The sequence below is a fragment of the Streptomyces sp. NPDC008121 genome (genome assembly GCF_042957155.1).
Lineage (GTDB): Bacteria > Actinomycetota > Actinomycetes > Streptomycetales > Streptomycetaceae > Streptomyces.
In genome coordinates this window covers 21,767-45,958 of sequence record NZ_JBIBHT010000016.1, presented here as the reverse complement: position 1 = coordinate 45,958, position 24,192 = coordinate 21,767, and the positions used below count along the sequence as shown (strand labels likewise).

Annotated in this window: 19 protein-coding genes and 5 pseudogenes; 12 read left to right on the top strand and 12 right to left on the bottom strand. The window is 68.4% G+C overall.

Annotated features, from left to right (window positions below):
• Both ACFZBD_RS32660 and ACFZBD_RS32655 read left to right on the top strand, forming a co-directional pair.
• The coding region (locus ACFZBD_RS32660) for a hypothetical protein (RefSeq protein WP_391146820.1) at positions 1-237 on the top strand (237 nt) is incomplete at its 5' end.
• A gap of 1,400 nt (positions 238-1,637) precedes the next feature.
• Positions 1,638-2,777 carry a beta-propeller fold lactonase family protein gene (locus tag ACFZBD_RS32655; protein ID WP_391146819.1) on the top strand — a complete coding sequence of 380 codons (1,140 nt, stop codon included), beginning with the start codon at positions 1,638-1,640 and terminating at the stop codon, positions 2,775-2,777.
• A 942-nt stretch (positions 2,778-3,719) separates the two neighbouring features.
• On the opposite strand, the gene ACFZBD_RS32650 is transcribed toward ACFZBD_RS32655, so the two are convergent.
• Both ACFZBD_RS32650 and ACFZBD_RS32645 read right to left on the bottom strand, forming a co-directional pair.
• Complete coding sequence (locus tag ACFZBD_RS32650; RefSeq protein ID WP_391146816.1) at positions 3,720-4,661, bottom strand: hypothetical protein; 942 nt, start codon at positions 4,659-4,661, stop codon at positions 3,720-3,722.
• 47 nt (positions 4,662-4,708) lie between these two features.
• The gene (locus tag ACFZBD_RS32645; RefSeq protein ID WP_391146815.1) at positions 4,709-5,344 is read right to left on the bottom strand and encodes a hypothetical protein; all 636 of its coding nucleotides are present in this window, start codon (positions 5,342-5,344) and stop codon (positions 4,709-4,711) included.
• 150 nt (positions 5,345-5,494) lie between these two features.
• On the opposite strand from ACFZBD_RS32645, the gene ACFZBD_RS32640 reads away from it, so the two are divergent.
• Complete coding sequence (locus ACFZBD_RS32640) at positions 5,495-7,066, top strand: zinc-ribbon domain-containing protein (protein ID WP_391146812.1); 1,572 nt, start codon at positions 5,495-5,497, stop codon at positions 7,064-7,066.
• 406 nt (positions 7,067-7,472) lie between these two features.
• On the opposite strand, the gene ACFZBD_RS32635 is transcribed toward ACFZBD_RS32640, so the two are convergent.
• Complete coding sequence (locus ACFZBD_RS32635; RefSeq protein ID WP_391146809.1) at positions 7,473-8,399, bottom strand: hypothetical protein; 927 nt, start codon at positions 8,397-8,399, stop codon at positions 7,473-7,475.
• Here ACFZBD_RS32635 and ACFZBD_RS32630 point away from each other — a divergent pair.
• From ACFZBD_RS32630 to ACFZBD_RS32610, 5 genes and pseudogenes are all read left to right on the top strand, one after another.
• A complete protein-coding gene (locus tag ACFZBD_RS32630) occupies positions 8,346-9,455 on the top strand; it encodes a Mu transposase C-terminal domain-containing protein (RefSeq protein WP_391146807.1) in 1,110 nt (369 codons plus the stop codon). The two genes, ACFZBD_RS32635 and ACFZBD_RS32630, sit on opposite strands and share 54 nt — an antisense overlap.
• Entirely contained in the window at positions 9,449-10,498 is a 1,050-nt protein-coding gene (locus ACFZBD_RS32625; protein ID WP_391146804.1) for a TniB family NTP-binding protein, read from the top strand. The genes ACFZBD_RS32630 and ACFZBD_RS32625 overlap by 7 nt, the downstream gene beginning before the upstream one ends.
• 1,393 nt (positions 10,499-11,891) lie before the next feature.
• The gene (locus ACFZBD_RS32620) at positions 11,892-12,251 is read left to right on the top strand and encodes a hypothetical protein (RefSeq protein ID WP_391146802.1); all 360 of its coding nucleotides are present in this window, start codon (positions 11,892-11,894) and stop codon (positions 12,249-12,251) included.
• Between the two features lie 327 nt (positions 12,252-12,578).
• Complete coding sequence (locus ACFZBD_RS32615) at positions 12,579-13,106, top strand: hypothetical protein (protein WP_391146798.1); 528 nt, start codon at positions 12,579-12,581, stop codon at positions 13,104-13,106.
• Positions 13,090-13,539 (top strand): annotated as a pseudogene (locus tag ACFZBD_RS32610) (transposase); the annotation flags it as partial. The gene ACFZBD_RS32615 and the pseudogene ACFZBD_RS32610, both read left to right, overlap by 17 nt.
• 51 nt (positions 13,540-13,590) lie before the next feature.
• On the opposite strand, the pseudogene ACFZBD_RS32605 reads toward ACFZBD_RS32610, so the two are convergent.
• The 3 genes and pseudogenes from ACFZBD_RS32605 to ACFZBD_RS32595 form a co-directional block, all read right to left on the bottom strand.
• A pseudogene (locus ACFZBD_RS32605) lies at positions 13,591-13,972 on the bottom strand (transposase); the annotation flags it as partial.
• Positions 13,973-14,041: 69 nt separating this feature from the next.
• Complete coding sequence (locus ACFZBD_RS32600; protein ID WP_391146797.1) at positions 14,042-14,479, bottom strand: PIN domain-containing protein; 438 nt, start codon at positions 14,477-14,479, stop codon at positions 14,042-14,044.
• Positions 14,476-14,709 carry a type II toxin-antitoxin system VapB family antitoxin gene (locus tag ACFZBD_RS32595; protein ID WP_391146794.1) on the bottom strand — a complete coding sequence of 78 codons (234 nt, stop codon included), beginning with the start codon at positions 14,707-14,709 and terminating at the stop codon, positions 14,476-14,478. Before ACFZBD_RS32595 ends, ACFZBD_RS32600 begins: the two co-directional genes overlap by 4 nt.
• A gap of 460 nt (positions 14,710-15,169) precedes the next feature.
• On the opposite strand from ACFZBD_RS32595, the pseudogene ACFZBD_RS32590 reads away from it, so the two are divergent.
• The 3 genes and pseudogenes from ACFZBD_RS32590 to ACFZBD_RS32580 all read left to right on the top strand — a co-directional run bounded on the left by ACFZBD_RS32590 (position 15,170) and on the right by ACFZBD_RS32580 (position 19,346).
• Positions 15,170-16,421: pseudogene (locus tag ACFZBD_RS32590) on the top strand (IS3 family transposase).
• A gap of 244 nt (positions 16,422-16,665) precedes the next feature.
• Positions 16,666-18,066, top strand: a complete 1,401-nt coding sequence (locus ACFZBD_RS32585; protein ID WP_391146791.1) for a hypothetical protein — start codon at positions 16,666-16,668, stop codon at positions 18,064-18,066.
• An 845-nt stretch (positions 18,067-18,911) separates the two neighbouring features.
• On the top strand, positions 18,912-19,346 hold the full coding sequence (locus ACFZBD_RS32580) for a lytic transglycosylase domain-containing protein (RefSeq protein ID WP_391146788.1): 435 nt from the start codon (positions 18,912-18,914) through the stop codon (positions 19,344-19,346).
• Positions 19,347-19,513: 167 nt separating this feature from the next.
• On the opposite strand, the gene ACFZBD_RS32575 is transcribed toward ACFZBD_RS32580, so the two are convergent.
• Positions 19,514-20,005, bottom strand: coding sequence for a YbaK/EbsC family protein (locus tag ACFZBD_RS32575; protein WP_391146786.1), 492 nt, complete (start codon positions 20,003-20,005; stop codon positions 19,514-19,516).
• Between the two features lie 123 nt (positions 20,006-20,128).
• Between ACFZBD_RS32575 and ACFZBD_RS32570 the strand changes: the two genes are divergently transcribed.
• Positions 20,129-20,650 (top strand): helix-turn-helix domain-containing protein, encoded by a 522-nt coding sequence (locus tag ACFZBD_RS32570; RefSeq protein WP_391146785.1) that lies wholly within the window; start codon positions 20,129-20,131, stop codon positions 20,648-20,650.
• A gap of 33 nt (positions 20,651-20,683) precedes the next feature.
• Here the strand turns inward: ACFZBD_RS32570 and ACFZBD_RS32565 are convergent.
• From ACFZBD_RS32565 to tgmA, 5 genes and pseudogenes are all read right to left on the bottom strand, one after another.
• Positions 20,684-20,902: pseudogene (locus ACFZBD_RS32565) on the bottom strand (IS5/IS1182 family transposase); the annotation flags it as partial.
• 256 nt (positions 20,903-21,158) lie between these two features.
• The gene (locus tag ACFZBD_RS32560; RefSeq protein ID WP_391146783.1) at positions 21,159-21,359 is read right to left on the bottom strand and encodes a hypothetical protein; all 201 of its coding nucleotides are present in this window, start codon (positions 21,357-21,359) and stop codon (positions 21,159-21,161) included.
• Positions 21,360-21,779: 420 nt separating this feature from the next.
• Entirely contained in the window at positions 21,780-22,892 is a 1,113-nt protein-coding gene (gene tgmC / locus ACFZBD_RS32555; RefSeq protein ID WP_391146781.1) for an ATP-grasp peptide maturase system methyltransferase, read from the bottom strand.
• Positions 22,889-23,834 (bottom strand): annotated as a pseudogene (gene tgmB, locus ACFZBD_RS32550) (ATP-grasp ribosomal peptide maturase). The gene tgmC and the pseudogene tgmB overlap by 4 nt, the downstream one beginning before the upstream one ends.
• Positions 23,831-24,124, bottom strand: a complete 294-nt coding sequence (gene tgmA, locus ACFZBD_RS32545) for a putative ATP-grasp-modified RiPP (RefSeq protein WP_391146778.1) — start codon at positions 24,122-24,124, stop codon at positions 23,831-23,833. Before tgmA ends, tgmB begins: the two are co-directional and overlap by 4 nt.
• Positions 24,125-24,192: the final 68 nt, after the last annotated feature.

Here is a 24,192-nt window from a genome sequence, read left to right as displayed (position 1 = left end):
GCCGTTCCCGGCAGGTGCCGCGGTGGGTGCAGCCCCGCCGTCCGGGTCCAGGCTGGAGCCCCCGCCGCCACCACCGCCGGGGGTGCCGCCTGCGGAGGGGTCTCCGGCGACCTGCCGGGCGCCGCTTCCGCCTCCGCCGCCTCCGTAAAGCCCGCCTCCGCCTCCCCCGCCGGCGTTGCTGGCAGGTGCCAGTACCGCGGCAGCGCCTGCGTCGCCACCGGTGCCCAGCCCGCCTGATCTGCCGGAGCTACCGGCGCTTCCTCCGTCGGGGGCGATGCCCCCTGAGCCTCCGCTGCCGCCGCTGGCCGAGGTCCCGGCCTTCCCGCCGCCTCCTGCGCCTGCACTGTCCGTTCCGTCACTGCCTGCATTGCCCCCGGCGGCCGAGGGCGCCAACCGGCCGCTGCTTCCGCCGCCGCCGGCGGCCACCATAAGCCTCTCGTCTAGACCGGCGCCGGCCGGGCGGACGTCACTGCCTCCGCCTCCGCCCCCGCCGAAGCTGGCATAGCCCGGGCCACCGCCGTTGAAGCCGCCGCTGCCGAACCCGTTCCCGGCGCCGCCGGCATACACATCGAGAACGCTGCCCGGCTCCACCGCAAGGTCCGCCGTCACACGGGCGCCCAAGCCGCCCGGCGCCCCGTCGTTGCCCCCCTGGCCGCCATCGGCGACTACATGAATTGAGGTCACCCCGGCCGGCACGGTGAACTGCTGGACTGCGCCGGTGAAGGTGAAGGTCTCGGTCTGTTCGGCTGCGGAGGCGGGTCCTGCCGCGACGGTGGCAAGTCCCGCACACAGGACGGCAGCGCCGAGCACTGCTCCTGCCGCCCGCGCACGGTGACGCCGCCGCCCCGGCCCGCTGCCCGTTCCCGCTGCTTCCTGTCCAGGCCCTGCTTCCAGGTAAGGCATCTGGCTCATCTCCAGAGGAGTGCTCTGCCGGCGGCCGCTTCTCATGCCCGGCACCCAGCAGCAGAACCCCGGAGGGTCCCCCGCCTGACGCGGGGCTTCCTGCGCACAGCCTACGCCCCCAAATATGAATAAAAGGAACGAAAAGAACAAAGAACACAGGACGCCACGCCGATAACAGTGCGTAACCCGGAAGGCATCCCCCGCCCCAACGCCCGCCAGCCCGGCCAGGCTCCACGACTGCAGGTCAGAGGAAGCTCTTCGCTGTTTGTCTGAAGCGCAGGCTCAATGGTCTCCTGGCCCCTGCGGCGAGATCACCGCCGGCCCGGAGAGCGGCCTCGCCCGGCGCACCGGACCCTGGTAGGGGTTCGCCCCGGATGCCGGTCAGCACAAGGCTGCTGCCGTCCTCGGTGCGACGGCGGCGCAGGGCGCAGCAGGAGGTTCAGGCCGGCGGAGTCCAGGAAGGTCACACCGGACATGCCCAGGCGGAGCAGAGCGCCGCCGCCCGGCGTGGTGCGGTCGCCAGGATCATCCGGACCATCGGCTCCAGGCCTTGCCGCCGAGGATCCGGCAGACGACCGGCTCGGCCAGGTGTCCGGCTGGATTCCGGCTTCTCGCGGGGCCGGCTGGCCGGCCCCGCTGGCAGATACAGGGGGATTTACTGGTTGTGCGGCCAAAAGGCCGGAATTCTGCGGTGCTCTGCCACCCGGCCCGCCGTCTACTGTCAGGAGTCTTCTATGAAAGTCCGCTCGCTCTGGTCTGCCGCGGGAGCAGGAGTCCTTGCGGCCGTTTCTCTGGGTGTCATCGGTGCGGGTACGCCCGCGTCTGCAGCTGGCCCGGTGGCCCCTGCTGCGGTGATGGCACCCGCGGCCAGCACCGCTGCGTCATGGGAGGCTACGCAGATCCCGCTGGAGCAGTCCGCGGGTGATGTGACGCTGACACCCGACGGAAAGAAGGCATACGTCCCGGTCAACAAGGGGGTACGGGCGGATGGGGACGGCGAGGCGGGGGTAGCGGTGATCGACACCGCGACGGGCAAGACTGTCACCACGATCGCTAACGAGCGCGGGGGCTTTGATGACCGTGCGGTGATGTCCCCGGACGGCAAGAGTCTGTACACCGCCAGCTGGGATGGTGTCACGGTGATCGATACCGCGACGGACACCGTTCGCAGTTACATCCCGGCACCTGGTGCCCCCAACGGCGGGGGAATGCTGACCGATATCGCGGTGGATGCCGGGGGCCTCCTGTACATTCTCGAGGATGCCCAGGTCATGCCGGGCGGGCGGTGGGTCAGCGTTGTGGACCCTGCAACCGGGTCGGTGATCAGTTCCTACAGCGATCCGCGCGGCGGGTCAGTCTCTGCGGAGGCCCGTATGGCCGTGTCGCCGGACGGCAATCATGTTTACATCAACAATGCCGCGGGCCCCCTGGATTACGAGTCGTTCTTCTCCCTCGACACCACCAGCCGCCAGTGGCAGGTTCACTCGATAGGAGCGACGGCCCACCGCGGCTCGGCCGCAGGCAGCATTGCTCTCTCGCCAGACGGCAGCCGACTCTACCTGTGGGCTGCCTCCGGGGCGGGGACCGGCCTTCATGAGGTGGAGACCGCCACCATGACCCCGAAACTGATCAACAGCGCGTCCACAGGGGCGCTGCATATCTCCCGGGACGGCAAGACCTTGTACGCCGCGACGGCCGATGCCAATGGGGCGGGATTTATGGAAGTCGACACCTCCTCCTTCAGCATCCGCAGCACCGCCTCCGCGGAAATCGAGTTCGTGCGAAGCCTCACGGCATCACCCGAAGGCGGCCACGTATACGCCGTCAACAGAGCCGTAGAGGAGTTCCAGATAACGGATTTCACGCGCAGCTGACCGGGGCGTGGACGGCATGACAGGTGGCAGGCCGGCTGGCCGGGGCCACACCAGAGGGGCTCCTGGCAGAGGCGGCCCCTCCGCTGGCGGGTCTCGGGAGACCTCCCGCCCGGGGCTCTCGCGCCCCGCTGTCTGGCCCCTCCCGAGCCGGAGTAGCCGGAGGACACGTTGAGCCGATGGTCCGCAGTGTGATCACTGCCAGCCCACGACCAGGTGCGCCGAGAGCCCGTACGCAGCATCGTCAACCGTTCGGCTCCTGTTCCGCAGTGGCCGCAGGCACCTCAACCGCGCCGGACTGGTCACATCCGTATCCCGCCATGACCAGTCCGGCTCCGGCGATGTGTCACGACGAATGGCAGCAACCGTCGCGTGAGGCTGATCCCGAGGCGGATGCGAGGTCCGCGCTCACCTGCCAAGTCCTGCTCGACCTCGATGGACGCCGACCAGGTGTCCAGGAGGGCTGAGCGTGCCTCGTTCTCGGACTTTTCCTGCGACGGCAGTGCGTCAAGCCGCGTTCCGCTAAGCGTCAGTGTCCAAGTGCCGATCTCCTGCGACGCGGGGAAGGCGCCCTTCAGCCAGCTCACAGGGTGCTGATCAACCCAGTTGGCCGCATAGTGCAGCGCGCGAACCCGGCCAGCCTTCACAGGGCGGGTGTCTCACCGCCGCCGTGCCTGCGCAACCTGCGGGCCACGGTGAGGCTGACTCCGTCGGTAGTTATGAGCCCTCTCGACAACGTAGCGGCAGAGGCCCGGCGGGAGGGCGACCCTGACCGCTGGAAATACCCGCGCAGTTGAGCTGCCGGCCGCCAGCGTGCTGGACAAACCGCAGCCAGCAACCGTGACGGCGGGGGCCGCAGCGTCGCCGGACGGTGCGGCCCCCGAGCCGGGCCCTTGAGACGTCAACTGGCTGATTCCGGGGGTCCGAGGTGTGTCCGGACGAGGGTCAGGGCTGGGCTGGGTGGAGGGGGAAGCCGGGGTTGGCGGGGGCGATGGCGATGTGTGCGGCCTGGGTCTGCTCGCCGTATCCGGTCAGAGTGCCGGAGCCGAAGGCGTTCCAGACGTACTTGCCGGTGGAGCTGGATTTGAGGGCGGTCGAGCCGTCGCTGAGCTTGTCCAGGGTGAACTTCTCCCAGGGGCCGACCTCGCTGGCGCCTGCCCGGAGATGGTAATTCGGGCCGGCGTCGCCCATGGTGTCCTGGTCCACCATGAGAAACTTGCCGTTCAGCTTCGACTTGAGCGCCACTTCGCTGTTGTCCAGCGGGACGAGGGTGAAGATGCTGGAGTCGTCTGCCTGGTCACGGTGCTGCACGCTGAGGTAGCCGCCCTGCATCTCGCCACCGAGCGTGGTGACGTGGCTGCCGCCCAGCGCCAGGGTTACCTCACTGTCAGATGCGGAGCCGATAACGGCTCCTGAGGAGGTGATGACCGGATGTGTGCCTGAGCTGGTCGTCAGGGTGGCGTGGACGGTTGCGTACTTTCCGGCTACCAGTTCTCCGGGAGGGGGGAAGGCGATGGGGTCGGTGGTGTCCCGGATCTGGACGTCCGCATGCTGAGGGCTGCCCGTGCAGACAGCTCCCTGGACAGATCCACTCCCCGTAGCGCCCGGCGGCGGTCCGAAGGGTGAACCAGGGGTATGAGGGGGATCCAGCAATTTTTTCTGTCCGACTTTAACGGTGAGATCGGTGACAGTGTCGCCCGGGTTGCAGGTGAAGTCGACGGGCACGATGGCGCCGCCCTGCGGGGCCATCCGCGCGGTGCCTGCCTGGATGCTCGGTCCGCCGTCGGCGGGTGCGGCGCTGGCTGCTCCTGTTGCGCCCGCCACTGCGGCTACTGCGGCCGCTCCCAAGCCCAGGGCAGCCGCCCACTTGTTCGTCTTCAGCTTCATCAGCGCGCTTTCTGTTCCAGGACCCGCGCGGTCATAACGTTCCAGAATCAGTATCGGCGGGACGCGGGTGTCCAGGTGCCGGCCGATGGTACGGCCCTCCGGATGACGGATCCGCCGGTGACGGAGCCATCCGGATACGGGGGTACGGCTGCTGCGTTCCGGAACCATTCACGAGCTGGGCGGAGGCGTCGGCGGGCAGCGCGGCGGCGGCCTTCCTGGGGCGCTTTGCTGGACCGCGTGGGCAAGTGGAGACGGGCCACGCCGGCCGGGAGTTCGGCACGCAGCGCTCCGTGCCAGCGGATCCACAGCGCGGGGCGCCCGCGGAGGGCTTCGTCTCGGAGCTTGTCTACGGCGGTACTCTCGTCCGCACGGTCGATCTCTACGGCGACCGGTGGGCCGTCTTTGCGGATCACGCGCAGGTCCAGGTAGGCAGACCAGGACGGCGACCAGTAGGCGATGCAGCCTCCGTGCTTCAGGCGGGGCGGTTCGATGTAGCGCATCTGCGCCTCGGTCCTGCATCTCCACCCTGACGCTCCCACCCACTGCACCACCGCCCGGGTGCTGGACTGGGTCGCCTCCTTGCCGGTCAGGCCGGTGAAGGCAAAGCCGGCCTCGGACAGGTACGTGCGTAAGGAGACGGCGAGGATCTCGGACTCGCCGGCCTCCGCCGGTTCATGGGCCATCCGGTGATTGTCCGCTCGCCCACTGACAACGGGCCGAAGAGTGACGGCGATCGTCCTCATGGCGTTCGACCCCATCATCCGGCGGTGATTCGGGGCAGCTTGGTGACCTCGGCAAGGGCATGTCAGTGGCGCGCCCTACGGTGCGTGCTCATGACACGTCGCACTCGTTTCCTGGTCAACGAGCACCCAGCCATCGCCGCCCAGTGGCACCCGGAGCTGAACGCCGACCTGGACCTGGCGAAGATCGGTCCCGGCTCTCACAAGGCGGTGTTCTGGCGGTGCGACGACGGGCACGTCTGGCAGGCCCGGGTCCATTCACGTGTCGCCGGGACCGGCTGCCCGCCGTGCGCCGGGTACGTGCCCCGGGGCACGACCACGCTCAGCGAGCACTCGCCCGGCTTGGTAGCAGAGTGGCACCCGCGCAACGACGCTGCACCGGACCAGTTCGGGCCGGGTTCGCAGCGCAAGGTCTGGTGGCGCTGTCCGGTCGGGCACGAGTACCAGGCACGAATATCCAACCGCAGCCGCGGCACCGGCTGCCCAACCTGCGCCAGGACCGGCCGCGATGCACCGACCAGGCGCTTGGCCGACATGCCCGAGCTGTTCGCACAAGTGGACCCCGACACCGCACCGGCCGACGTGGCGGAACTTCTGGTCAACTCCCCCACACGGCTGGGATGGCGCTGTTCCCAGGGCCACCGCTGGGAGGCGAAAGTGCGCCACCGGACCATCGCCGGGTCGGGCTGCCCCGCCTGCGCCCACAGGAAGCATGCTCCCGCTCTCCCCGAGGCGCGACCGGACCTGGCGGCACAGTGGCACCCCGCGCGCAACGACGGGCTGACGGCCGAATCCGTCACCGCCGGCTCGCACCGCCTGGTCTGGTGGACGTGCACCGTGTGCGCCAGCGAGTTCCGGGCCAAGGTGTTCCACCGCGTACGCGGCGTGACCGCGTGCCCCTCCTGCTCCGGCCGGGTGCGCTACCAGGCACTGTCTCGTGAGAGCCCCGAGATCGCGGCGCTGTGGCACCCGTCCCTGAACGAGGCCCTCACCCCGGCGGAAGTGACCGCCGGGGCCAACGTGCCGGTCTGGTGGCTGTGCCCCGCCGGACACGAGCCGTGGTCCGCGCAGGTGGCGCAGGTGTTCATAGGCAGGCAGGGCTGCCCGGGCTGCCGGAAGCGGACAAGCGTCTCCCGGCAGGAGACGGAACTGTTCGCCGAACTCCAGCTCGTCCTCACGGGCGGGGAGCAGCAATACCCACTGCAGACACCGGACGGCCGCTACCGGCTCGACATGCTCTTCCCGGCGGACCACGACCAGGGCGTGGTGGTGGAGTTCGACGGCTCGTACTGGCATCGCGACGCCGAGGAACGGGACCGGCTCAAGGCGGAGGCTGTAGAACACCACCGGCCCGACTGGATCGTGGTGCGGGTACGTGAGGAACCGCTGGAGCCGACCCGGCATCGCGACGTGGTCGTGCCGTACCTGGCCGACCCGTTCACGGCCGCCAGCATCGTTGTCGAGCACCTGATGCTGCTGACGTCGTGGCCCGACAACACCCGTCAGCGTGCACGCGCCTACCTCAAGGGCGGGCGCCGTCTGGGAGCTGCGCTGGCCCAGCGTCTGATCAACGAGCGACAGCCCGCTGCTTCACCGGCCGACGACCGGTCCGCGCCTCAGCCCATCTTGGGGCGGATCGCGGGCGTGCAGTCTGCCTTGTGGTGAGGGCCGGGCTGCTCGGCTACTCGGCTACGTCGTGGGGGTCTGGCAGGTGGGGTGGGAAGTGCCGCTCCAGGATCTCTACCCATCGGTGCAGGACCACGAAGCCGGTGGTGTTGGCCTGCGCCTGGACCAGCTCGGTCAACGCGTCGACGAACGGCTGAGCAGCGGTGTCCGGAGGCATCGCGGCCGCGGCCTGCTTCAGGCGTTCATATGCGGCCGGGAAGACGTCCTTGGCCCATGCGTCCTGTTCCTTGATGCGCCGGGAGCCTGCCTCCCAGTGTCCGTCATAGAACTACCCGCTCTCGCTCCGGTCGATGGGACTCTGTCGGATCCTGCTTGCCCCCGCTCCGGGCGAGCCTCCCGTCCGGGCGGTTCGCCCGGAGCGCCTGGCGGGAGGCTCGCCCAGGAGTCACCTGCTGAAGCGGGAGAGCCAGGTTCCGCCGGCCTTCTGCTCGGGCGGAGCCTGCCCCTGGTGCCGGGGCCCGGCCGTCCAGCCCTGCTCGTCGAAGGACCGCTTGATTCCTTCCCTCTCCTTCCGGTCGCAGTCCCCGCACAGCGTCGGACGGGACTCCATGGGAACGGGGCCCCAGCCGGTGCGGTTCACCGCCTGCCACCGCTCGTCGGTGAACGCCGCTTTGCACTCGGTGCAGCGTGGACGGTGGGGGAAGCGCATGAACTCCTGGTGCGCCCATTCAGGGAGCGGCTCCTGGTGCTCTTCCTGCCTGCCGGGCGCGGGGACAGTGCTCGCGACGGCGACGGCCCCGTGCTTGCAGCCGTCGCACAGCTGCGGGTGGGTGTCGACGGGGTCTCCCCAGTGCGTCTTCTCGGCGGCCTCCCAGCGTTCGTCAGTGAACCGCGTCCCGCAGTGGGCGCAGGCAGGCCGGCGGGCCTCGCGCTGAGCGGCTTGCTGTGCTGCTTCGGCGGCCTTCTTCGCGTCGTGTTCCTGCGCCGCACGCCGTACCTGTGCCTGGTACTGCGCAGCACGGGCCTTGGCCTCCTCTTGCTCGCGAATGTCGGCGGCCTCGCGGCGCGGGGTGCCGATCGCCTCCAGCAGGGTCTGCGGGCCGCTGCGGCCGAAGCGGACGAACACCGGGCCGGCCGGACCGTGCTGGCGCAGCTGGTTCAGGCCGGTCGCGATGATGGGGATCTTCCGGTCGTAGAGGTGATGGCCGCCGGGCAGCCGCTCCCCCTGCCACAGGTGACGGGTGAGCTCCATCAGGCGCGGGACGGTGCGGTTGGGGTTGCGCTCGCCAATGCGGTTGAACACCAGCAGCACGGGTGGATGCGGCACATCGCCGTACCGGCCCTCGGGGACCGTCCAGCGCGTACGCCACATCGCGCGCTCCTTGCCATCGGTGTCCTTCACCTTCCGCCGGAAGAACCGCGCTTACTTCTCCAGTTTGTCGGCAAGGTCTTCGTCTCCGCCGCGTTCACCGCCGCCTGCGAGACCCTCGGCATCAGCGTTCAGCCCGCCCCGCCCCGCGCCCCCACCGCGAAGGGCATCGTCGAGCGGACCTTCGGCTCCATCAACGCCCTGTTCTGCCAGCACCTGCCCGGCTACACCGGCTCCGACGTCACCCGCCGCTGCCCCGACACCGCGAAAGACGCCCGCTACAGCGTCGCCCAGCTCCAGGACCTCCTCGATGAGTGGCTGGTGCACTACCACCGCCGCCCGCATGAGGGCCTGCGTCACCCGATGATGCCCAGGAAGGCCCTCACGCCGAACGAGATGTGGGCCGCGCTCGTCGCCGTCGCCGGACACGTCCCTGTCCCGTTGACCGGGCGCGACTACCTCGAACTGCTGCCCGTGCGCTGGCAGGCCATCACCCCCGCCGGCATCACCATCCACCACCGCACCTACGACCACGATCTCCTCGCCCCCTGCCGCGGCCAGGCCTCCCCCGTCGCCGGCCGCGGCGGGAAATGGGAGATCCACTACAACCCCCACGACGTCCGCCAGATCTGGGTCCGTCTACCCGACGGCGAACTCACCGAGATCCCGTGGATCCACCGCGACCACGTCCACCGGCCCTTCGACGAACGCACCTGGCAGCACATCCGCACCCAGGCCGTTGACGGCGACCACGGTGACGCCGAGCAGTACGAAGCCGGCCTCGCCGACGCCCTCGACCAGCTCATGCGCCGCGTCCACAGCGGCCACGCCACCAAAACGGAGCAGGCCCTCATGGCCCGCACCGCTCACATCCCGCTCCCCGAAGCCCACGACGGAAACCACGACACCGAAGCACCCACTGACAGCCCGGCGCAGCAAGGCGACGAAGGCGACGACGACACCATCGACGACCTCGACGACCTGCCCGACGGCGTCAGCCCCTCCCCGGCCGCCGGATTCGGGCTCTACAACGCGCACGAGGAAGCCGCCACATGGTGAACCCGAGCCAGACAAGCGCGAGCAGCGCACAAGGGGGCACCGACGAAAGCGGCGAGACCGAGCTGTCCTGGCCCCTGACCACCTGGCAGGGGTGGCACCGCTTCGCCACCACCGACCCGCCCGCCCCTCCCCGCCCTGGCGACCCGCCCCGCAGCACAGAGGAACGCCTCGCCTACCACTCCGCGTTCGTCACCATCCGCACCCCCGCCATCCACACCCTCGCCGCCCAGGTCCGCACCCTGATGATCCTCGGCCGCCACCAGCAGACCACCGCCCGGCCCTCGCTGATCGTCACCGGACCAGCCGCAGCAGGGAAAACGACCGCCCTGCTGAACGTCGGCCGCACCTGCCACCTCGCCCACATCCGGAAGAACCCCGCACCGCCCGGATCAGCCCACGCGGTGGTACCCGTCGCGTATGTCCTGGTCCCGCCCGGCGCGACCGCGAAAACCCTCGTCACCGAATTCGCCCGCTACCTCGGCATCCCCATCACCGCCCGCATGACCCAGACCCAGATCACCGACGCCGTCTGCCACACCTACACCCAAGCCGGCATCCAGTTCGTCCTCTTCGACGAGATCCACCGCCTCAACCCCCGCACCACCACCGGCGCCCGAACCGCCGACCTGATCAAAGACCTCAGCGAACGCCTCCCCGCCACGTTCGTCTACGCCGGCATCAACGTCACCGACACACGCCTCTTCAGCGGGACACGGGGTGCTCAACTCGCCGGACGCGCCACCCTCGTCCACTGCGGCCCCCTCCCCGCCCGCCACGGCAAGCGTGAACCCTTCCGCGACGTCATCACCGACATCGAGAACGCCCTCGACCTCGAACACCACACACCCTGCACCCTCCCCCGGCACGCCTCCTACCTCGACCAGCGCACCGCCGGCCGCATCGGATCCCTCACCCGGCTCATCCGCCAAGCCGCCATCACCGCCATCTACGACGGCACCGAACGCATCACCGAAGCCGCCCTCGACGCCGTACGACTCGACCACCTCGCCGAAACCCACCACCGCCCCCGCCGAAGCCGATAAACCCACCCGCCAACACGCAGAGCGTGAGACCTGCAATTTCTGCTTTCTCCAATTCCTGTAAGGATCATGATGCTGACCGCTTCCATTTGCCCGCCCTGTTCTGGCGGGTGCAGCGCTTGCCGCGTTCGCTTCGATTGCGGGTCCGTCCGTATACGCGCATGCGCAGCCAACCTCGGAACCGCAGGAGAGAGCCGCCTACGTCCAGAATGATACGAAGACCGGCCTCACTCTGAGCAAGGCTGAAGGCGGCCATGGCAGCTTCATCCGGCAGCCTGATCCGGTGGTGGCTCCCGGCGGGCAGGGAGAGTGGAAGTTCTGGGAATGGCAGTACGCTTACCCCGCTACCGTCGAGTACAGGATCGACGGAACTGGAATTACGCTGGCCACAAAGACGGGGTACCCAGGCGGCAACCCTATCGGAAACAAGCCGGCCGGTAAGTGCGAAATTCTCGACGAAAACAGGCAGCCGTCATCTGAATTCAAATGTTCAGCAGGCGGAGGAGAATCCGGGGGAGCCTGCACGTACACCCTCAGGAAAAATGCATAACTAATTCAGGGCGGCCCGGTCGTACTCACCACGGCGAAGCGGGCACCGGGCCTGACCTGCACACCCATATCGGCGCAGGCTGCCCCGACCCTATCCGCAGGCTGGGCGGCCGCTCACCCACGGGGTGGGCCTGGCGCCTGGACGTGGGCACTGCGGAGCACAATGCGGACGGCCCAGTCCGGCCCGGGGGCAGGCGGAAGGGCACACGGCCAGGCGTCAGGCGACAGGAGCGTTTCCCGGAGGCACGAGGAAGGACCTCCGGAACGGGCGTTCCCGCCCCGCCTAACGAGCCACCCCGCATACAGGTGCGCATGTCCGCGACGGCGCGCCCCGCCCCGGGACGCCTGAACGAGAAGGGCCATTGCCCTGTGATCCCCCACCCCGCATGAAAGGCGGAGCCGGCGCGGTCAGGCCCTGGGGGCAAGGGGAGCCGCCGGCCCCGGGATCAACACATGGCCCGGGGGCGGGGGCGCCGCGGTCACCGCCCTCCAGATCCGCGGAGTCATCGAGCGGCTCGTTGCGGCGGGCCAGTGGAAGCCGGGTCGCGTGATCCCGGGGCGCCGGAGAAGCTGGTCGACGGCCGCAGCAGGTTGGACGCCCCTGGCTCGGGCCGCTGGTCACGACACGGGGTGTCCCCGGACAACCTTGGCCTACCTGGCTGACGGTGGGCGGTAGCAGCGCTCCCGGTCCGCCGACAAGCCGGGCGTCGGCCACCGATCGGCTGGCTGCGCGCACCCTGCGCTGTCCGACAACCAGCGGATGCTGGGCGCCCGGAATGTCTGTTCTAATAAGGTTCGGACCCGCCAGGTTTCGCAAACCCTACACCATTGATAAAAGAAGGCTATCGTGCGCCGATATCTGACGAAGACGCCCCGAATCGCGCTGAGTGCGCTTGCCGTGATCGGTATCGGCATATCATCCGCGATTGCGGCTCCTGCTGCACAGGCTGAGCAGCATTCCTCTTCAGCAGGCACCCATATTTCACCTGCTCAAGCCGATCAGGTCACTGCCACTTCCACTCAGCAGTTCATCGGCGGGCCTACCGGGTGGCTTCTCGCGAAGCAGGACGCGCATGGGAAGATGAAGCAGTTCGAGCAAGCCAATGGCGTGACATGCGCCATTACCTCTGAACAGGCCATTGCGTACGGTAAGCCCGTCGAAGGCTTTCAGAAATACACCTGGATCATCGACGCGGATTGCGCATGAGGTGAAACCTTGAAAGCCCGCTGCATAGAGCGGTGAAAACCTCCCTGACCTGGACTGTGATCAACAGCCACAGCGTGGCGGCCAAACAGCCCACACAACCGCCTATTACGCCGAACGTGCATGTCACAGACCATCACACCAAGTGGAGCCCGATCTCACCGGAAATCCACTGGCGCCCAAACCAACCGGAAACGTGGCGCCCATACGAGGGTCTGGCCCAGGTTCTGTGGTGGTGACGCTGGGTGATGAACTCTCGGGGTTGGTGGGGCTGTGGGATCGTCTGGATCTCGTCGGTGAGGTGCCTCGGGTGGCTGACTGTCGGTGGCTGTGTCGCAATCATGGTCATGGCTCGGCGAGTTGCTGTTTCCGTCGCTGCCGCAGGTGGAGGTTATCCGCGTCGCGACGTCAGGTTCGGTGGTGCGGGTCGAGGCCCGGCTCACGGAGTCGGGTGCCGCGTGCCCGTCCTGCGGGGCGTGGTCCGAGCGCGTGCACGGCTCCTACGTGCGATATCCGTCAGATCTGCCCAGCAGTGGGCGGCTGGTGGTGTCGTTGCTGGTACGCCGATTCACCTGCGGGCAGGCATCGTGTCCGCAGCGGACCTTCGTCGAGCAGGCGAAGGGGCTGACCCGCCGGAACGGCCAGGTCACCGAGCGGCAGCGTGCGTCGGTCGCCGGCCTCGGCTTGGCCCTGGCAGGGCGGGCCGGCGCACGGATGGCCAGAATGCTGGGCATCCGCGCGAGCCGCAGCACCCTGCTCCGACGGGTGATGGACCTTCCCGACCCGGCTGTCGGCGCCCCGGTCGCGGTCGGTGTCGACGACTTCGCGCTGCGCCGCGGCCATGTCTACGCACCGTGATCACGGACGCGATCACGCACCGGGTGGTGGACCTGCTCCCGGACCGAGAGACGCGGCGACGCTCGCCCCCTGGCTGGCCGAACATCCTCAGATCGAGGTTCTGTGCCGTGACCGGGCCAGCGCCTACGCGGACGCCGCTACGACCGCCGCACCGCAGGCCATGCAGGTTGCTGACCGGTATCACCTATGGGCGAACCTTGTCAGCGCGGTCGAGAAGACCGTGGTCGACCACCGCCGCTGCCTGCACTCACTGTCTGCCGTCGAGCCGGAGCCCGAGCCGCAGTGGGAGACTCCGCTACCCGGGGAGCCTGCCACGGAGACGACAGCCGAGCCGGCGGAGCCGACCGGCAAGATGGCCGAGCGCCGCCGTCTCCACCACGCTCTGGTCCACGACCTCCTTGACCAGGGCCTGAGCGAGCGGGCAGTCGCCCGCCACCTGGGCTGGAGCCGTAACACCGTCCGCCGGTACGCACGGGCTGGACCTGCGGGTCTTGTCCGAGCCGTAGCAGGCGTCCAGGTCCACGGTGATGTCGTCGGGCAACAGACCCACGTCGTCCAGGCAGTCCAGGGTCGGGGCGAGCAATGGGGAGTCGTGGCGGTTGGCACCGACCAGGACACGGCCCAGTGAAATGCCGTATCCATCCGTCATGCCCGAGCGTTTCAAGTCCCTGTTTGCCGCGGTCGACCGGTGAGCGGCCGGCTACCTCGCCGCGGCCGGGAGCTTTCGTGATGGAGCCGTCGATAGCGATCTGGTCGAGGACGAGGCCGACGACCCGGTCGTAGGAATCGAGCGCGATCCTGCTTCAGCCAGGCGAAGACGCCCTGCCCTATATCCACTCGTCGCGGCGGTTTCGTAGCGCCGTGGCGCAACGGCGTCTACCAGATCAACCCGATGCTGGCCGGCTACAACTCCCCCGAGGACGCCCTGGACGCCGTCAAGGCGATGCCCAAGTAATCTCCGGTCCCCAGTCACGAACATCTCGCTGCCGCACCTCTTTAAGGACCGCCGCCACAGTGACGAAGTCATTGTCAACGTGTAGCACCGTGTGACTGTGGTGAATGGCGGTGGCGCACACAAGGAGATCGATGGCTCCGGCGGCTCGGTGCTGACTGCGCTGGGTGAGTTTGTACTGCGCGGTGTCGACCCAGCGCCACGCGGTTTTGGGGACCGGTGAGAGTCGGCAGAGATCATCCAACTCCTCGGCCAACTCGTCACGGTGCGCCGGGCTCATCGCTGAGTAGAGAAACTCCACTCTTGTGGGCTCGCAGACATGAAAGACGCCAGCAGCGATGTGCCCTTCCCAGGCCCGCAGCGCTCCCGGTGTTCGAAAAAGATGCCAGAGGGCAGACGCGTCGAGCAGATACGTGATCACTCGAAGGCAGCCCGCTGTGCGCGCTTAGCGGCTTCACGCGCCGAAGCCACGGCCTCGAACTCTCCCTGCTGTCCCCGCGCGGCCAGCTTCTCAGCGGCCTCCAACCGCCTCACACGCGCCACGAAATCCCGCAGCGCCCCGTTGACCGTATCCTTCTTCGTCGAGGCGCCCATCAACCGCATCGCCTCAGCCAGCGCCTCATCATCAAGATCAATCTGAGTCACAGACACCCCAGACACCCCCTCAACAGTCCGCTACATACATAGTCAATGTATATCACCAACATTGCCGCAAGCCCACCGCATCGGGTGCACAAGCCAAACGAGACTCCGCAAAAGAACATCGAGACGACCTCCTTGAGGCCCGTCTACCGGATCGATGCGAGGACTCGTGCGGGTACGGGCCCGCCCACCCACTCTGTGTGATGTGCTGCCTTCACTGAAAACGAGCCGCCTCAGGACGTACCGCACCACCTCAGTCGCCACAACGCGCTTGCTCGCGTGGTCAGCGCCGGGCCCTCGCTGAGGTGGTGAGTCACCCTCCCTTCCGTGGGTCGTTCGTGTTTCTCGTGGACGTCGGTGGGGAGGGCTGGGCGGCTCCTGGGGGTCGTGGGCTGGTCCCGTGTCCTGATTGTCAGGTGTGAACCGTTCCGGGTTCGGTAGAGACTCGATTCCGGGAAAGGATCGAGTCATGGCACGTCCTTCCTCCTACCCTCCTGAGCTGCGTAAACGAGCGGTCCGTACGGTCGCTGAGGTCCGTGGTGACTATCCGAACGAGTCGGCTGCGCTGCGGGCGGTTGCCCAGGAGCTGGGCATCGGTTCGGCTGAGACACTGCGGAACTGGGTGAAACGCGAGGAGATCGACTCCGGGCAGCGGCCGGGAACGACGTCGGAGGAGTCCGCGCAGATCAAGGCGATGAAGAAGGAGATCGCCGAGCTGAAGAGGGCGAACGAGATCTTGAAGGCTGCGGCAAGTTTCTTCGCGGCCGGGCCCGGCCGGCCACACACACGCTCGTAGCGTTCATCGACGAGCACCGGGCCCGCTTCGGCGGCGTCGGGCCGATCTGCCGCGTGCTCACCGAGCACGACTGCAGCATCGCCCCCTCCACCTACTACGCCCACCACAAACGCCAGGCCGCCCCGTCGCCCAGGACCGTGCGGGACACCGCGCTGAAATACCTGATCAGCGAGATCTTCGAGGCCAACTACCGTGTCTACGGGGCCCGCAAGATCTGGCGCGAACTGCGCCGCCAGGACCATCAGGTGGCCCGGCGCACGGTCGAGCGCCTCATGCGCGAACTCGGCATCACCGGCGCCGTCCGCGGCAGAAGGGTGATCACCACGATGTCCGACGCGAGCGCGGACCGGGCCCCCGGCCTGCTGGACCGCAACTTCGTCGCCGCGGCCCCCAACCGCTGCTGGGCCGCCGGCTTCACCCACGTGACGACCTGGTCAGGAGTGGTCTGCACCGCTTTCGTCGTGGACACCTTCTCCCGCCGCATCGTCGGCTGGTCCGCCGCGACGTCGAAGGAGACCAGGCTCGTCCTGGACGCCCTGGATATGGCCCTGTGGCAACGCGACCGCGACGAACACCCGCCCCTCCACGGCGAATTGATCCACCACTCGGACGCCGGATCGCAATACACGAGTTTCCGCCTTGCCGAGCACCTGGAGGCTGCCGGCATAGCGGCCTCGATCGGATCGGCCAGCGACGCCTACGACAACGCCCTCATGGAGTCCACGATCGGCCTGTCAAGACGGAACTGATCAAGCCCCGCCGGCCCTGGAAAACTCTCTCGCAGGCCGAACTCGCCACCGCCGAGTGGGCCGACTGGTACTGCCACCGCCGACTCCACGGTGGAATAGGACACATCCCACCCGTCGAATACGAGACCAACCACTACCTCACGGCCACGAAACCACAGGTCACCACCACAACCTGAAGTTTCTACCGAACCCGGAACGGTTCACCGGGACATGCTCCGCTTTCCGCGTCGGCACCACGGGTCAGGCCGGCCACACGCCCCTGGTCTGAAGTCATTCGGGATGGTGTCTCGCGGCCGGCCGGGGGACACCAAAAAGCCGCTGGGGTGCCAGTCGGCCGGCCGGCTACGGGCCGAGGGCCTGTAATGGTCGACTGGCGCCTGCGCGGCCGGATGTCCGTGCGGACGGAAGGAACCAGGGACCATGCCGAAGACCATTTCCGGGCACTCGCTGAGGCCGGCCCCGGGCGGGGGGCGGTGCCGCAGGCAGTGGCTGCGCGGGCTTCCGCTGCTGGCGGCCGCGGCCGGCGCCCTGCTGGCGCCGGCCGCGGCCCACGCCGACAGCAGTGATACGGCAGCGGCGGCGAGCGTCCCCTCGAGGCTGGCGTTCACCTCTGCAGACATCACTGTTCCCGAGAGTCTGCAGGAGGGCGGGGTGAGCGCGGTCGCCGTCTCGGGATCCGTGGTTCTGGCGGTCAAGGACGGCAACGTCGTCAAGGTGCGGGGGTGGGGGTCCGTCGACGTTCCGCAGGATCTCCAGTCGGGCGGCGGCGTGACGGCACTCGCCCTGGGGGGTCCTGGCCTTGCGGTCAAGGACGGCAACGTCCGGCAGTTCGGCCCAGCCCCGGAAGACTGGTGTCCCAAGGAGTACCGGGCCGATATGCCGGCGGTGCTGGCCAGCGGAGGCGGCACCACAGCAGTGGAATCCAACTCCAGCCTGCAAGCTGCCTTCGCGGTCAAGGACGGCAGGCTCTACCAGTGGGGCTGCAGCATCGATCTGATGGCCGTGCCCGCAGAGCTGTCCACCGGGGGTGTCACCGAGGTCAAGACCATGGGGGCATCGGCGCTGGCGGTCAAGGACGGCAACGTCCACGCCTGGGGCCACGCCCCCCGGGTACCGGCCGAGCTGTCCCAGGGCGGCGGTGTGACCTCCATCGCCCTGTCTAACAACGGCAGGACGGGTCTGGCGGTCAAGGACGGCAGCGTCCACAGCTGGGGCGAATACATCGGGCTTCCCCCCGGCCTGCGGGACGACGGCCACGTCACCTCCGTTTCGGCCGACTCCAACGGCCTCACCGTCGCCGCGGTCAAGGATGACGGCACCCTGATCAGCTCACAGGACCCCGGTGCAGAGTTCCACAACCGCGGGATCACCTCAGCAACCGCCGTCACCGGCGGGGCCTTCGTCATCCAAAAGACCCAGACCGACATGACCCTGAAAAGCAAAGACGGCTACCTGATCACCCGCCCCGCCACCGAGCGCGACTACCTCGGCTTCGGACAGAGCGACGCGCCCCAGGACGCGAAGACGTTCAGCGTCGTCCTGCTCAAGAACAACGAGGTAGCCCTGAAGTCGAAGCTGAACGGCAAATACGTCATGGTCGACCAGACCACCAACGGCCCCGCCGGCCCGAACTACCACCTGCGCGCAGCCGCCGACAGCATCGGCCCCTGGGAGAAGTTCACCCTGCACAAGACCGGCGGCGGCTCCGTCCTCCTCAAGTCCGTATCCACCGGCCGGTATGTACAGAACAGCTCCGGCACCCTGAACGGCCACGGAACCGAATCCCAGGCCGCGGCCTTTGACCTCGCCGCCACCCCGTAGAAGAGCAGACACGGCCCTCTCTGGCGTGAACAGCGCGCCCGGGCCAAAGGCCCAGGGCAGTAGAGGGCAGCGCCGGCAACGGGCGCACGCCCCTCACCTGCCGGGGGCATCGGGCCAGCCGGCGCAACCCCCTCAGGATCAGGGCACACGCGGCCTGGCCGCCCTCGCTCACGCCGTACAGGCCACGCCGGCCGCCTCGCCCGTCCGCTCAGAGTGACGCCGCATGCGGCCCTGCGGGGTTCAGGGCCGGATGCGGCCGGACACCAACCTGTCCCGGGTGCCAGCTGTGCCGGGCACAAGGCTTCCGGGCGGGGGTACGGGTCCGAGGAGGACGAACCCCGTTCCGGCAAGCCGTGGGTGGCTGTGTACGGGCGTGACGGGCGGCCTCGGCAAGGACACGGAGCGGGCCCGCACCCGCGCCGAACAGCTCACCGCCACCGACCCCGACTGGAACTGCCCCTGGCCACTGGCAACGCCACCACCGGATCCTCACCCAGCTCGCCGAAACCGAGCCCGGCGGCCGGCTCCCCGCGATCAAACCCGGCGTCCACTTCAACGGCGACGACCTCGGACGATGGCTCACACCCAGAAGAAACCGGCGTCAACTCGCTGCGGTTCGAGAACGCGGCCGTGGCAGCGCGGCAACACCTGCACCGCAACTACACCCCCACGAAACGACACATGATGGCCGGAGGCGCCTGGGGCATCCAATCCGTTTCGCCCGGCCAATCGGCTGATGGGCCGTGGTCCAGTACTTGGCCGCTCAGCGCTTTCCCAGCCAAGGGAATCATGTTTTAGTTGGCGTGATCATCTTGTCTCGCATCACAGAAATCAAGGACCTTCGCGTGCTCCAGAAGATCAAATCCCTGTGGATGGCCTCGGCCGTTGCTGCCGCCACGATTCTTGGAGTCGCAACGGCCGGGCCGTCCATGGCACAGACCGGCCAGTCACACACCCAGGCTTCCCCCGCGCAGGCCAGCACCCCCGAAGAGGCCAGGGCTCTGGCGAAGGAAATCGTTCCCGCAGGCAACGAGCTCGCGTGCTTCAACATGCTGGTCACCGCGGTCACAAATGGCACATGGGATGTGCAATACAAGGGCTACACCAACCCGGGCGGTTACGGGCTCGGTCAGCTTCAAGAGCGCCAGTACGCGCCCTTCGGCTCTGACTGGGAGGACAACGCCGCGCCCCAGATCCACGGAACAGTTGACTACGCGGAAGACAGATATGGCTCGGTATGCGGAGCGCTGGGGTTCTACCAGGCGAACCTGTGGTACTGAGTGGGCTGTCTGCCCAGCCCGTGCGCATACCAGCACCGCTGCGGCGAAGGCGGTAGATACAGCCTCTGAGTCTGAGCCCGCGGGCCTGTGCTGCGCCGGTATCAAGCTCGCGGAGGGGTGCGGCCCGGTTTGTTCTGGGCGCCCCCCTCCACGGACCCCCCCCGGGTTCAGAGGCCGACTGAGAGCAGGAGCCCGCCGGTGAGCCGGAGGAGTTCCTGGGCGGTGGTGGGAAAAACGGTGTGCGGAGTTCCCGCGGCGGCCCAGAGGCGGGGGTATGCGGTGAGGGCTGTGTCGACCACAGCGGGGAGTTTGTGCGGGTGGCCGACGGGTGAGACGCCTCCGATCGCCTGTCCGGTTGCCTGCCGTACCTGCTCAGGGGTGGCGCGCCGGAGTTTGCCACGGCCCCATCGTGCAGCGAGTGCAGCGGTGTCGACTTTGTGGCGGCCGCTGGCCAGTACCAGGACCGGCTCACCGTCGGAGATGAAGATCAGGCTGTTGGCGATCGCGCCCGCGTCGCATCCAAGGGCGGCGGCGGCTTCGGCTGCTGTGCGCGTTGATTCGCTCAGTTGCTGCACCTGTCCCGGGACTCCGGCTGCAGCCAGTGCCCGGGCGACTTCCATGGTGCGGGCAGGCAGGGGCATAGTCTGATCTGAGGGCATGCGGTACTCCTTCGTCGCGTTCCGCTGGGCGATATTCCCAGCGTTCCACATACGGAACGTTCTTCATATGGAACGATCGGCCCTGGGCAGGGATGAATCCGCGGCCGGAGGACGAGGAGAGTCATGGAACTTGCCGCTCACGTCGGCTCGCGGCTGAGAGAGCTGCGCAAAGTCCGGGGATGGTCGCTCTCTGAACTTGCCCGCCGGTCAGGGATCGGCAAGGGAACACTCTCCGAGCTGGAGAGCGGCGGGCGGAACCCCACGCTGGAAACGCTCTACGCCCTCACGACAGCGCTGGGAACGCCCCTCAGCACAGTGCTTCAGGGTTTCGCACCCACAACAGCTGGTATCTCCGGCCAGGCCGTGGACGCCGTCCTCACCGAACGGCTCGAAGACGACGCCGCAGTGACTGAGACGTACCGGATCCGGATACGCGCCGGAATAATCCAGGAGTCAGCCGCCCACACACCTGGCACCACCGAGCACATCATCGTGCTCGCCGGCACCGCGCGCGTCGGCCCCAGGACCGCTCCGGTAACAGTCGGCCCCGGCAGGCACAGCGGCTGGGCGGCCGATGTCCCCCATCTCTACCACGCACCCTCAACCGACGCCGAAGCCCTGCTGACAGTGCGCTACCCCCACTGAGCCTCTTTCATCCTGAATAGTCGCAGGTCAGGAGTGTGTGGACGGCCTGGACGATCGTGCTGATGCGGCGGGTGGAGCATCTGGCTCGCCGGAGCAGGGGTGTGTCATCGAGCAGTACGGCTCGTCCGCGCGGATCCGGTCGATGGGGATCAGGGTGCCGTCGACGATGACGTGGTCGCCTGCACCGAGGCCGGTGAGGGCTTCATGAAGGCCGGGTGCCCAGCCGGCCAGGACGTCAACGGTCTCGTCGACCTACTGGTGACTCGCCAGCGGGTGTTGCGGGCCATTAGGTGTCGCCGGCGCGGACAGGCTTGCCCAGCAGGGCTGACCAGGAACAACAAACACTGTCCGTTTTGGCGGGCTCCCATTCCCGGTCACACCTTCGGTCCCCCGCCGCGAGCAACCCTCCGGTCAACTGTGCAGCCCCCTTCCGGTGCAACCCTTGCGCGGCCGCCACCGGCCGGGGCAAGCACGGCGTGGGCCAGGCCAGTTCCCACCGCCAGGACGCTCACCGTTCCGCCTGCGCGAAAACGCCGGAGCGTCCGGTGAGCATCGCCAGGACCCCGCCGCGGGCGGCGTCGGCGGCACGGTGCTCGGCGTCGGAGACGATGCCGAGGCGTCGCACGTGCGCGTACTCGTCCTTCCCCTGCCACCGGGTGAGACCGGGCGCGACGACCAGGTCCACGGTGAGGTCGAAAATGTCCGGCACCGCGCCCTCTTCCGGTCCGGGCCGTGCTGTTGCCTCGGCTTGCCCACCTCAGCCCATCCCGGCCGGGGTGGGCAAGCCGCCGCCCGGGGGCGGCCTGCCCAGGGCGGCGGCGGCAAGGCGGGCCCGCTCGTACGCGGGGCGGTCCGCTTGCGGGTCAGCGGGCGCAGCACGGCCTGGTCCTCGGTGTCCGCCGTCTTCGGCTCGAGCCAGGTGAACGGGCTCTCCTGCAGGTTGGAGCGGCTGGTCGGCGAAGGGCGCTGTCGCGGTCGTCACCGTTCCTCCGGATCACTGCGGGGTTGACGTAAAGGGCAACCCCCTTGACTCCCAGAACGTCAACGGCCGCATTCTGTTACATCTCTACGCGTCAGAAAGGCCCGCTCGTCGGCCATCAGGCGTAGGAGCGGGCCCTTAACCGGGGGGTTACCAAGCGAGAGTCTGGCCCTGTGAGGTGACCGTGACGGTGGCCTTTTCGGGGGCGGGCTTCCCGGCTGCGTGCCAGCGGCCGAACTGTTCCTCCACGGCGTCCCACAGGAGGTCCGGCCCGTCCTGGCGGGCGATCCACCGGCCGGAGTCTTCGTAGATGGCGGCCCACGATCCGGAGACGACGTCGATCAGGACGTCCTCGGTGTGCCCGTTCCGGCTGAGGGTGAGGCGCTGGGCGTTCGGGGCGGCGAACTGAGCGATGAAGCGTAAGGTCCAGTCGTTCAGTACGTCGGCGCCGATGTCGGTCTGCCGCTCCGTGCCCGCCTCCAGGTCGGGGAGGAGGCCGAGCGCCGGCGGTGACTGCGGCCGGGCAAGCATGAAGCTCACCTGCCCGCCCAGCAGCGGGCCGGACGTCGTGCCGTCTTCGCGGACGGTCAGGCGGGCGAGTTCCGAGGCGTGGAGCCAGCCGCCGATGGTGACGAGGATCAGGCCTCCTGGCCGGGTCTGCTCGATCCAGGCGGCGGGCACGGTCTTGATGCCGCAGGTCGCGATGATCCTGTCATACGGGCCGCCGTCCGCGTGTCCGAGGAGCCCGTCGCCGGTGACCAGCGCCGGGTGGATGCCCTGTTCGCGCAGGGCTGTTTCAGCCCGGCCGGCGACGTCAGCGTCGTATTCGACGGACGTGACGAGGTTCTCGCCGAGACGGGCGGCGAGGACGGCGGTGGAGTAGCCGGTGCCGGTGCCGATCTCCAGGACATGCATTCCGGGTTCGACCTGGAGGTCCTCGAGCATGCGCAGGACGAGGGACGGCAGCGTGCTGGAACTGGTCGGCTCCCGGAGGATCTGGCCGCGGACGTCCTGCGGGAGGATCGTGCCCGCGATCTGCGTGACCAGGGATTCATCCTGGTAGCAGGCCTCGAGCCATCCCGGATCGTCCTGCAGCACCGGCTCCCAGGCCGATCCGCCTGCCTGCCGGAAGAACCCGCCGCGTAGAAAGTCGTGCCGGGCCACGGTGCCGGCCGCTGCCTTCCACTCATCGGTGCGCAGGCTGCCGCCGGCCGTGAGCGCGTTCAGGAGTTGCGCGCGAAGTTGCTGAGCCTGGTCGGTCACGGCTTCCTCTCCAGCAGGTCGGCCAGCGCTGCGCGCATGGGCAGGCCGGTCTCGGTCTCCAGCCAGTACCACTGGCCGGACGGATTGCACTCCAGGAACCACCATCCCCCGTCCTCGCCGACGCAGAAGTCGAAAGCGCCGAAGACGAGCCCGAAGTGGTCCATGTACCGGCGCAGCGCGCGCCGGATGCCCGACGGGGCCTCCACGACTGTGTAGGTCAGGCTGCTGTAGTCGGTGCGCCAGTCCAGGAGGTCGCAGTCGATGCGGACGCTGAACACCTGGTCGCCGATGACGGTGACGCGCACATCGCCGGTCTTGGGTACGCGCTTCTGGAAGAGGTGGGCGGTTCCAGACACGCTGTCGTCGATGTCGTCGGCCGTCACCTCGGCGATTTTCACGACGTTGGAGATGCCGTCGACGAGGTACACCGGGTTGTGGAGCGGCTTGTAGACCACGGCGTCGTGTCGTTTCACGAAGGCTCGCGCCGCGTCGGCATTGGAGGTGATGAGGGTGGGCGGGACGAGGAAGCCGACGTCGACGGCGGCCGCGAGCCCGGAGGGCTTGAACTCGGCGTCGCCGATCCGGTGGGGGTGGTTGACGTACAGGCTGGGGCAGCGAGGCGAGCACTCCGCCCAGTCCGTACCGGGCCTGTGTGAGGGCGAACCTGGCGTCCTGTTCGGTCAGGTGAGGGAAGGCGAACCCAGTGGGTCGCCGGTAGTAGAGGGAGCGTACGGCCGCCAGGTCGGCGGCGCGGGACGGGGTGACGAGCTGTCCCCTGATCCCGTCTTCGGTGATCTCTGCCTCCACCGACAGTGATGCCGGGAAGTCCCCGGAGTCGAGCCGCACGACCGGGACGTCCCGGTCGTGCAGCTCGTTGATCACCACGTCGGCGGTGGGGTCGTGCAGGCTGGTGACGACCAACACCGGACGTGTGTCAGTCACTGGTCGCTGTCGCTCCCCGAGTCGGAGTCCTGGGTGGAGCCGTTTCCGTCCGGGCTGGTGCCCGTGGAGGGGGAGGTGCCGGTGGAGGTGCCGTGGCCGGGCATCTCCATGACGTGACCGCTGTGGTCGAAGAAGACGGCGGTCTGGGTGGCCGGGTCGAGCCGGACCGTGCTGTGGCCGGGGGCCATCGTGGGGTAGGGCTCCATCCGGCTGATGCCCCACGGGGCGGGGGGGACGGCCCCCTGCGGGATGGGGGAGCTGGTCGGGAGGCGGTCGGAATGAGCGAACATGCTTCTCCTCTGTCGAAGGTGCCTTGCACGTGCCGCAGGGTGGGCCGTTGAGCGGCCTTGCCCCTGCC

Coding starts and splice junctions, on each gene's coding strand:
- ACFZBD_RS32585 (WP_391146791.1), top strand. CDS start 16,666: ATGCCGAAGACCATTTCCGGGCACTCGCTGAGGCCGGCCCCGGGCGGG.
- ACFZBD_RS32645 (WP_391146815.1), bottom strand. CDS start 5,344: ATGGCCCATGAACCGGCGGAGGCCGGCGAGTCCGAGATCCTCGCCGTC.
- ACFZBD_RS32575 (WP_391146786.1), bottom strand. CDS start 20,005: ATGCCCTCAGATCAGACTATGCCCCTGCCTGCCCGCACCATGGAAGTC.
- ACFZBD_RS32640 (WP_391146812.1), top strand. CDS start 5,495: ATGACACGTCGCACTCGTTTCCTGGTCAACGAGCACCCAGCCATCGCC.
- ACFZBD_RS32625 (WP_391146804.1), top strand. CDS start 9,449: ATGGTGAACCCGAGCCAGACAAGCGCGAGCAGCGCACAAGGGGGCACC.
- ACFZBD_RS32655 (WP_391146819.1), top strand. CDS start 1,638: ATGAAAGTCCGCTCGCTCTGGTCTGCCGCGGGAGCAGGAGTCCTTGCG.
- ACFZBD_RS32635 (WP_391146809.1), bottom strand. CDS start 8,399: ATGTGGCGTACGCGCTGGACGGTCCCCGAGGGCCGGTACGGCGATGTG.
- ACFZBD_RS32630 (WP_391146807.1), top strand. CDS start 8,346: ATGCGGCACATCGCCGTACCGGCCCTCGGGGACCGTCCAGCGCGTACG.
- tgmA (WP_391146778.1), bottom strand. CDS start 24,124: ATGTTCGCTCATTCCGACCGCCTCCCGACCAGCTCCCCCATCCCGCAG.
- ACFZBD_RS32650 (WP_391146816.1), bottom strand. CDS start 4,661: ATGAAGCTGAAGACGAACAAGTGGGCGGCTGCCCTGGGCTTGGGAGCG.
- ACFZBD_RS32570 (WP_391146785.1), top strand. CDS start 20,129: ATGGAACTTGCCGCTCACGTCGGCTCGCGGCTGAGAGAGCTGCGCAAA.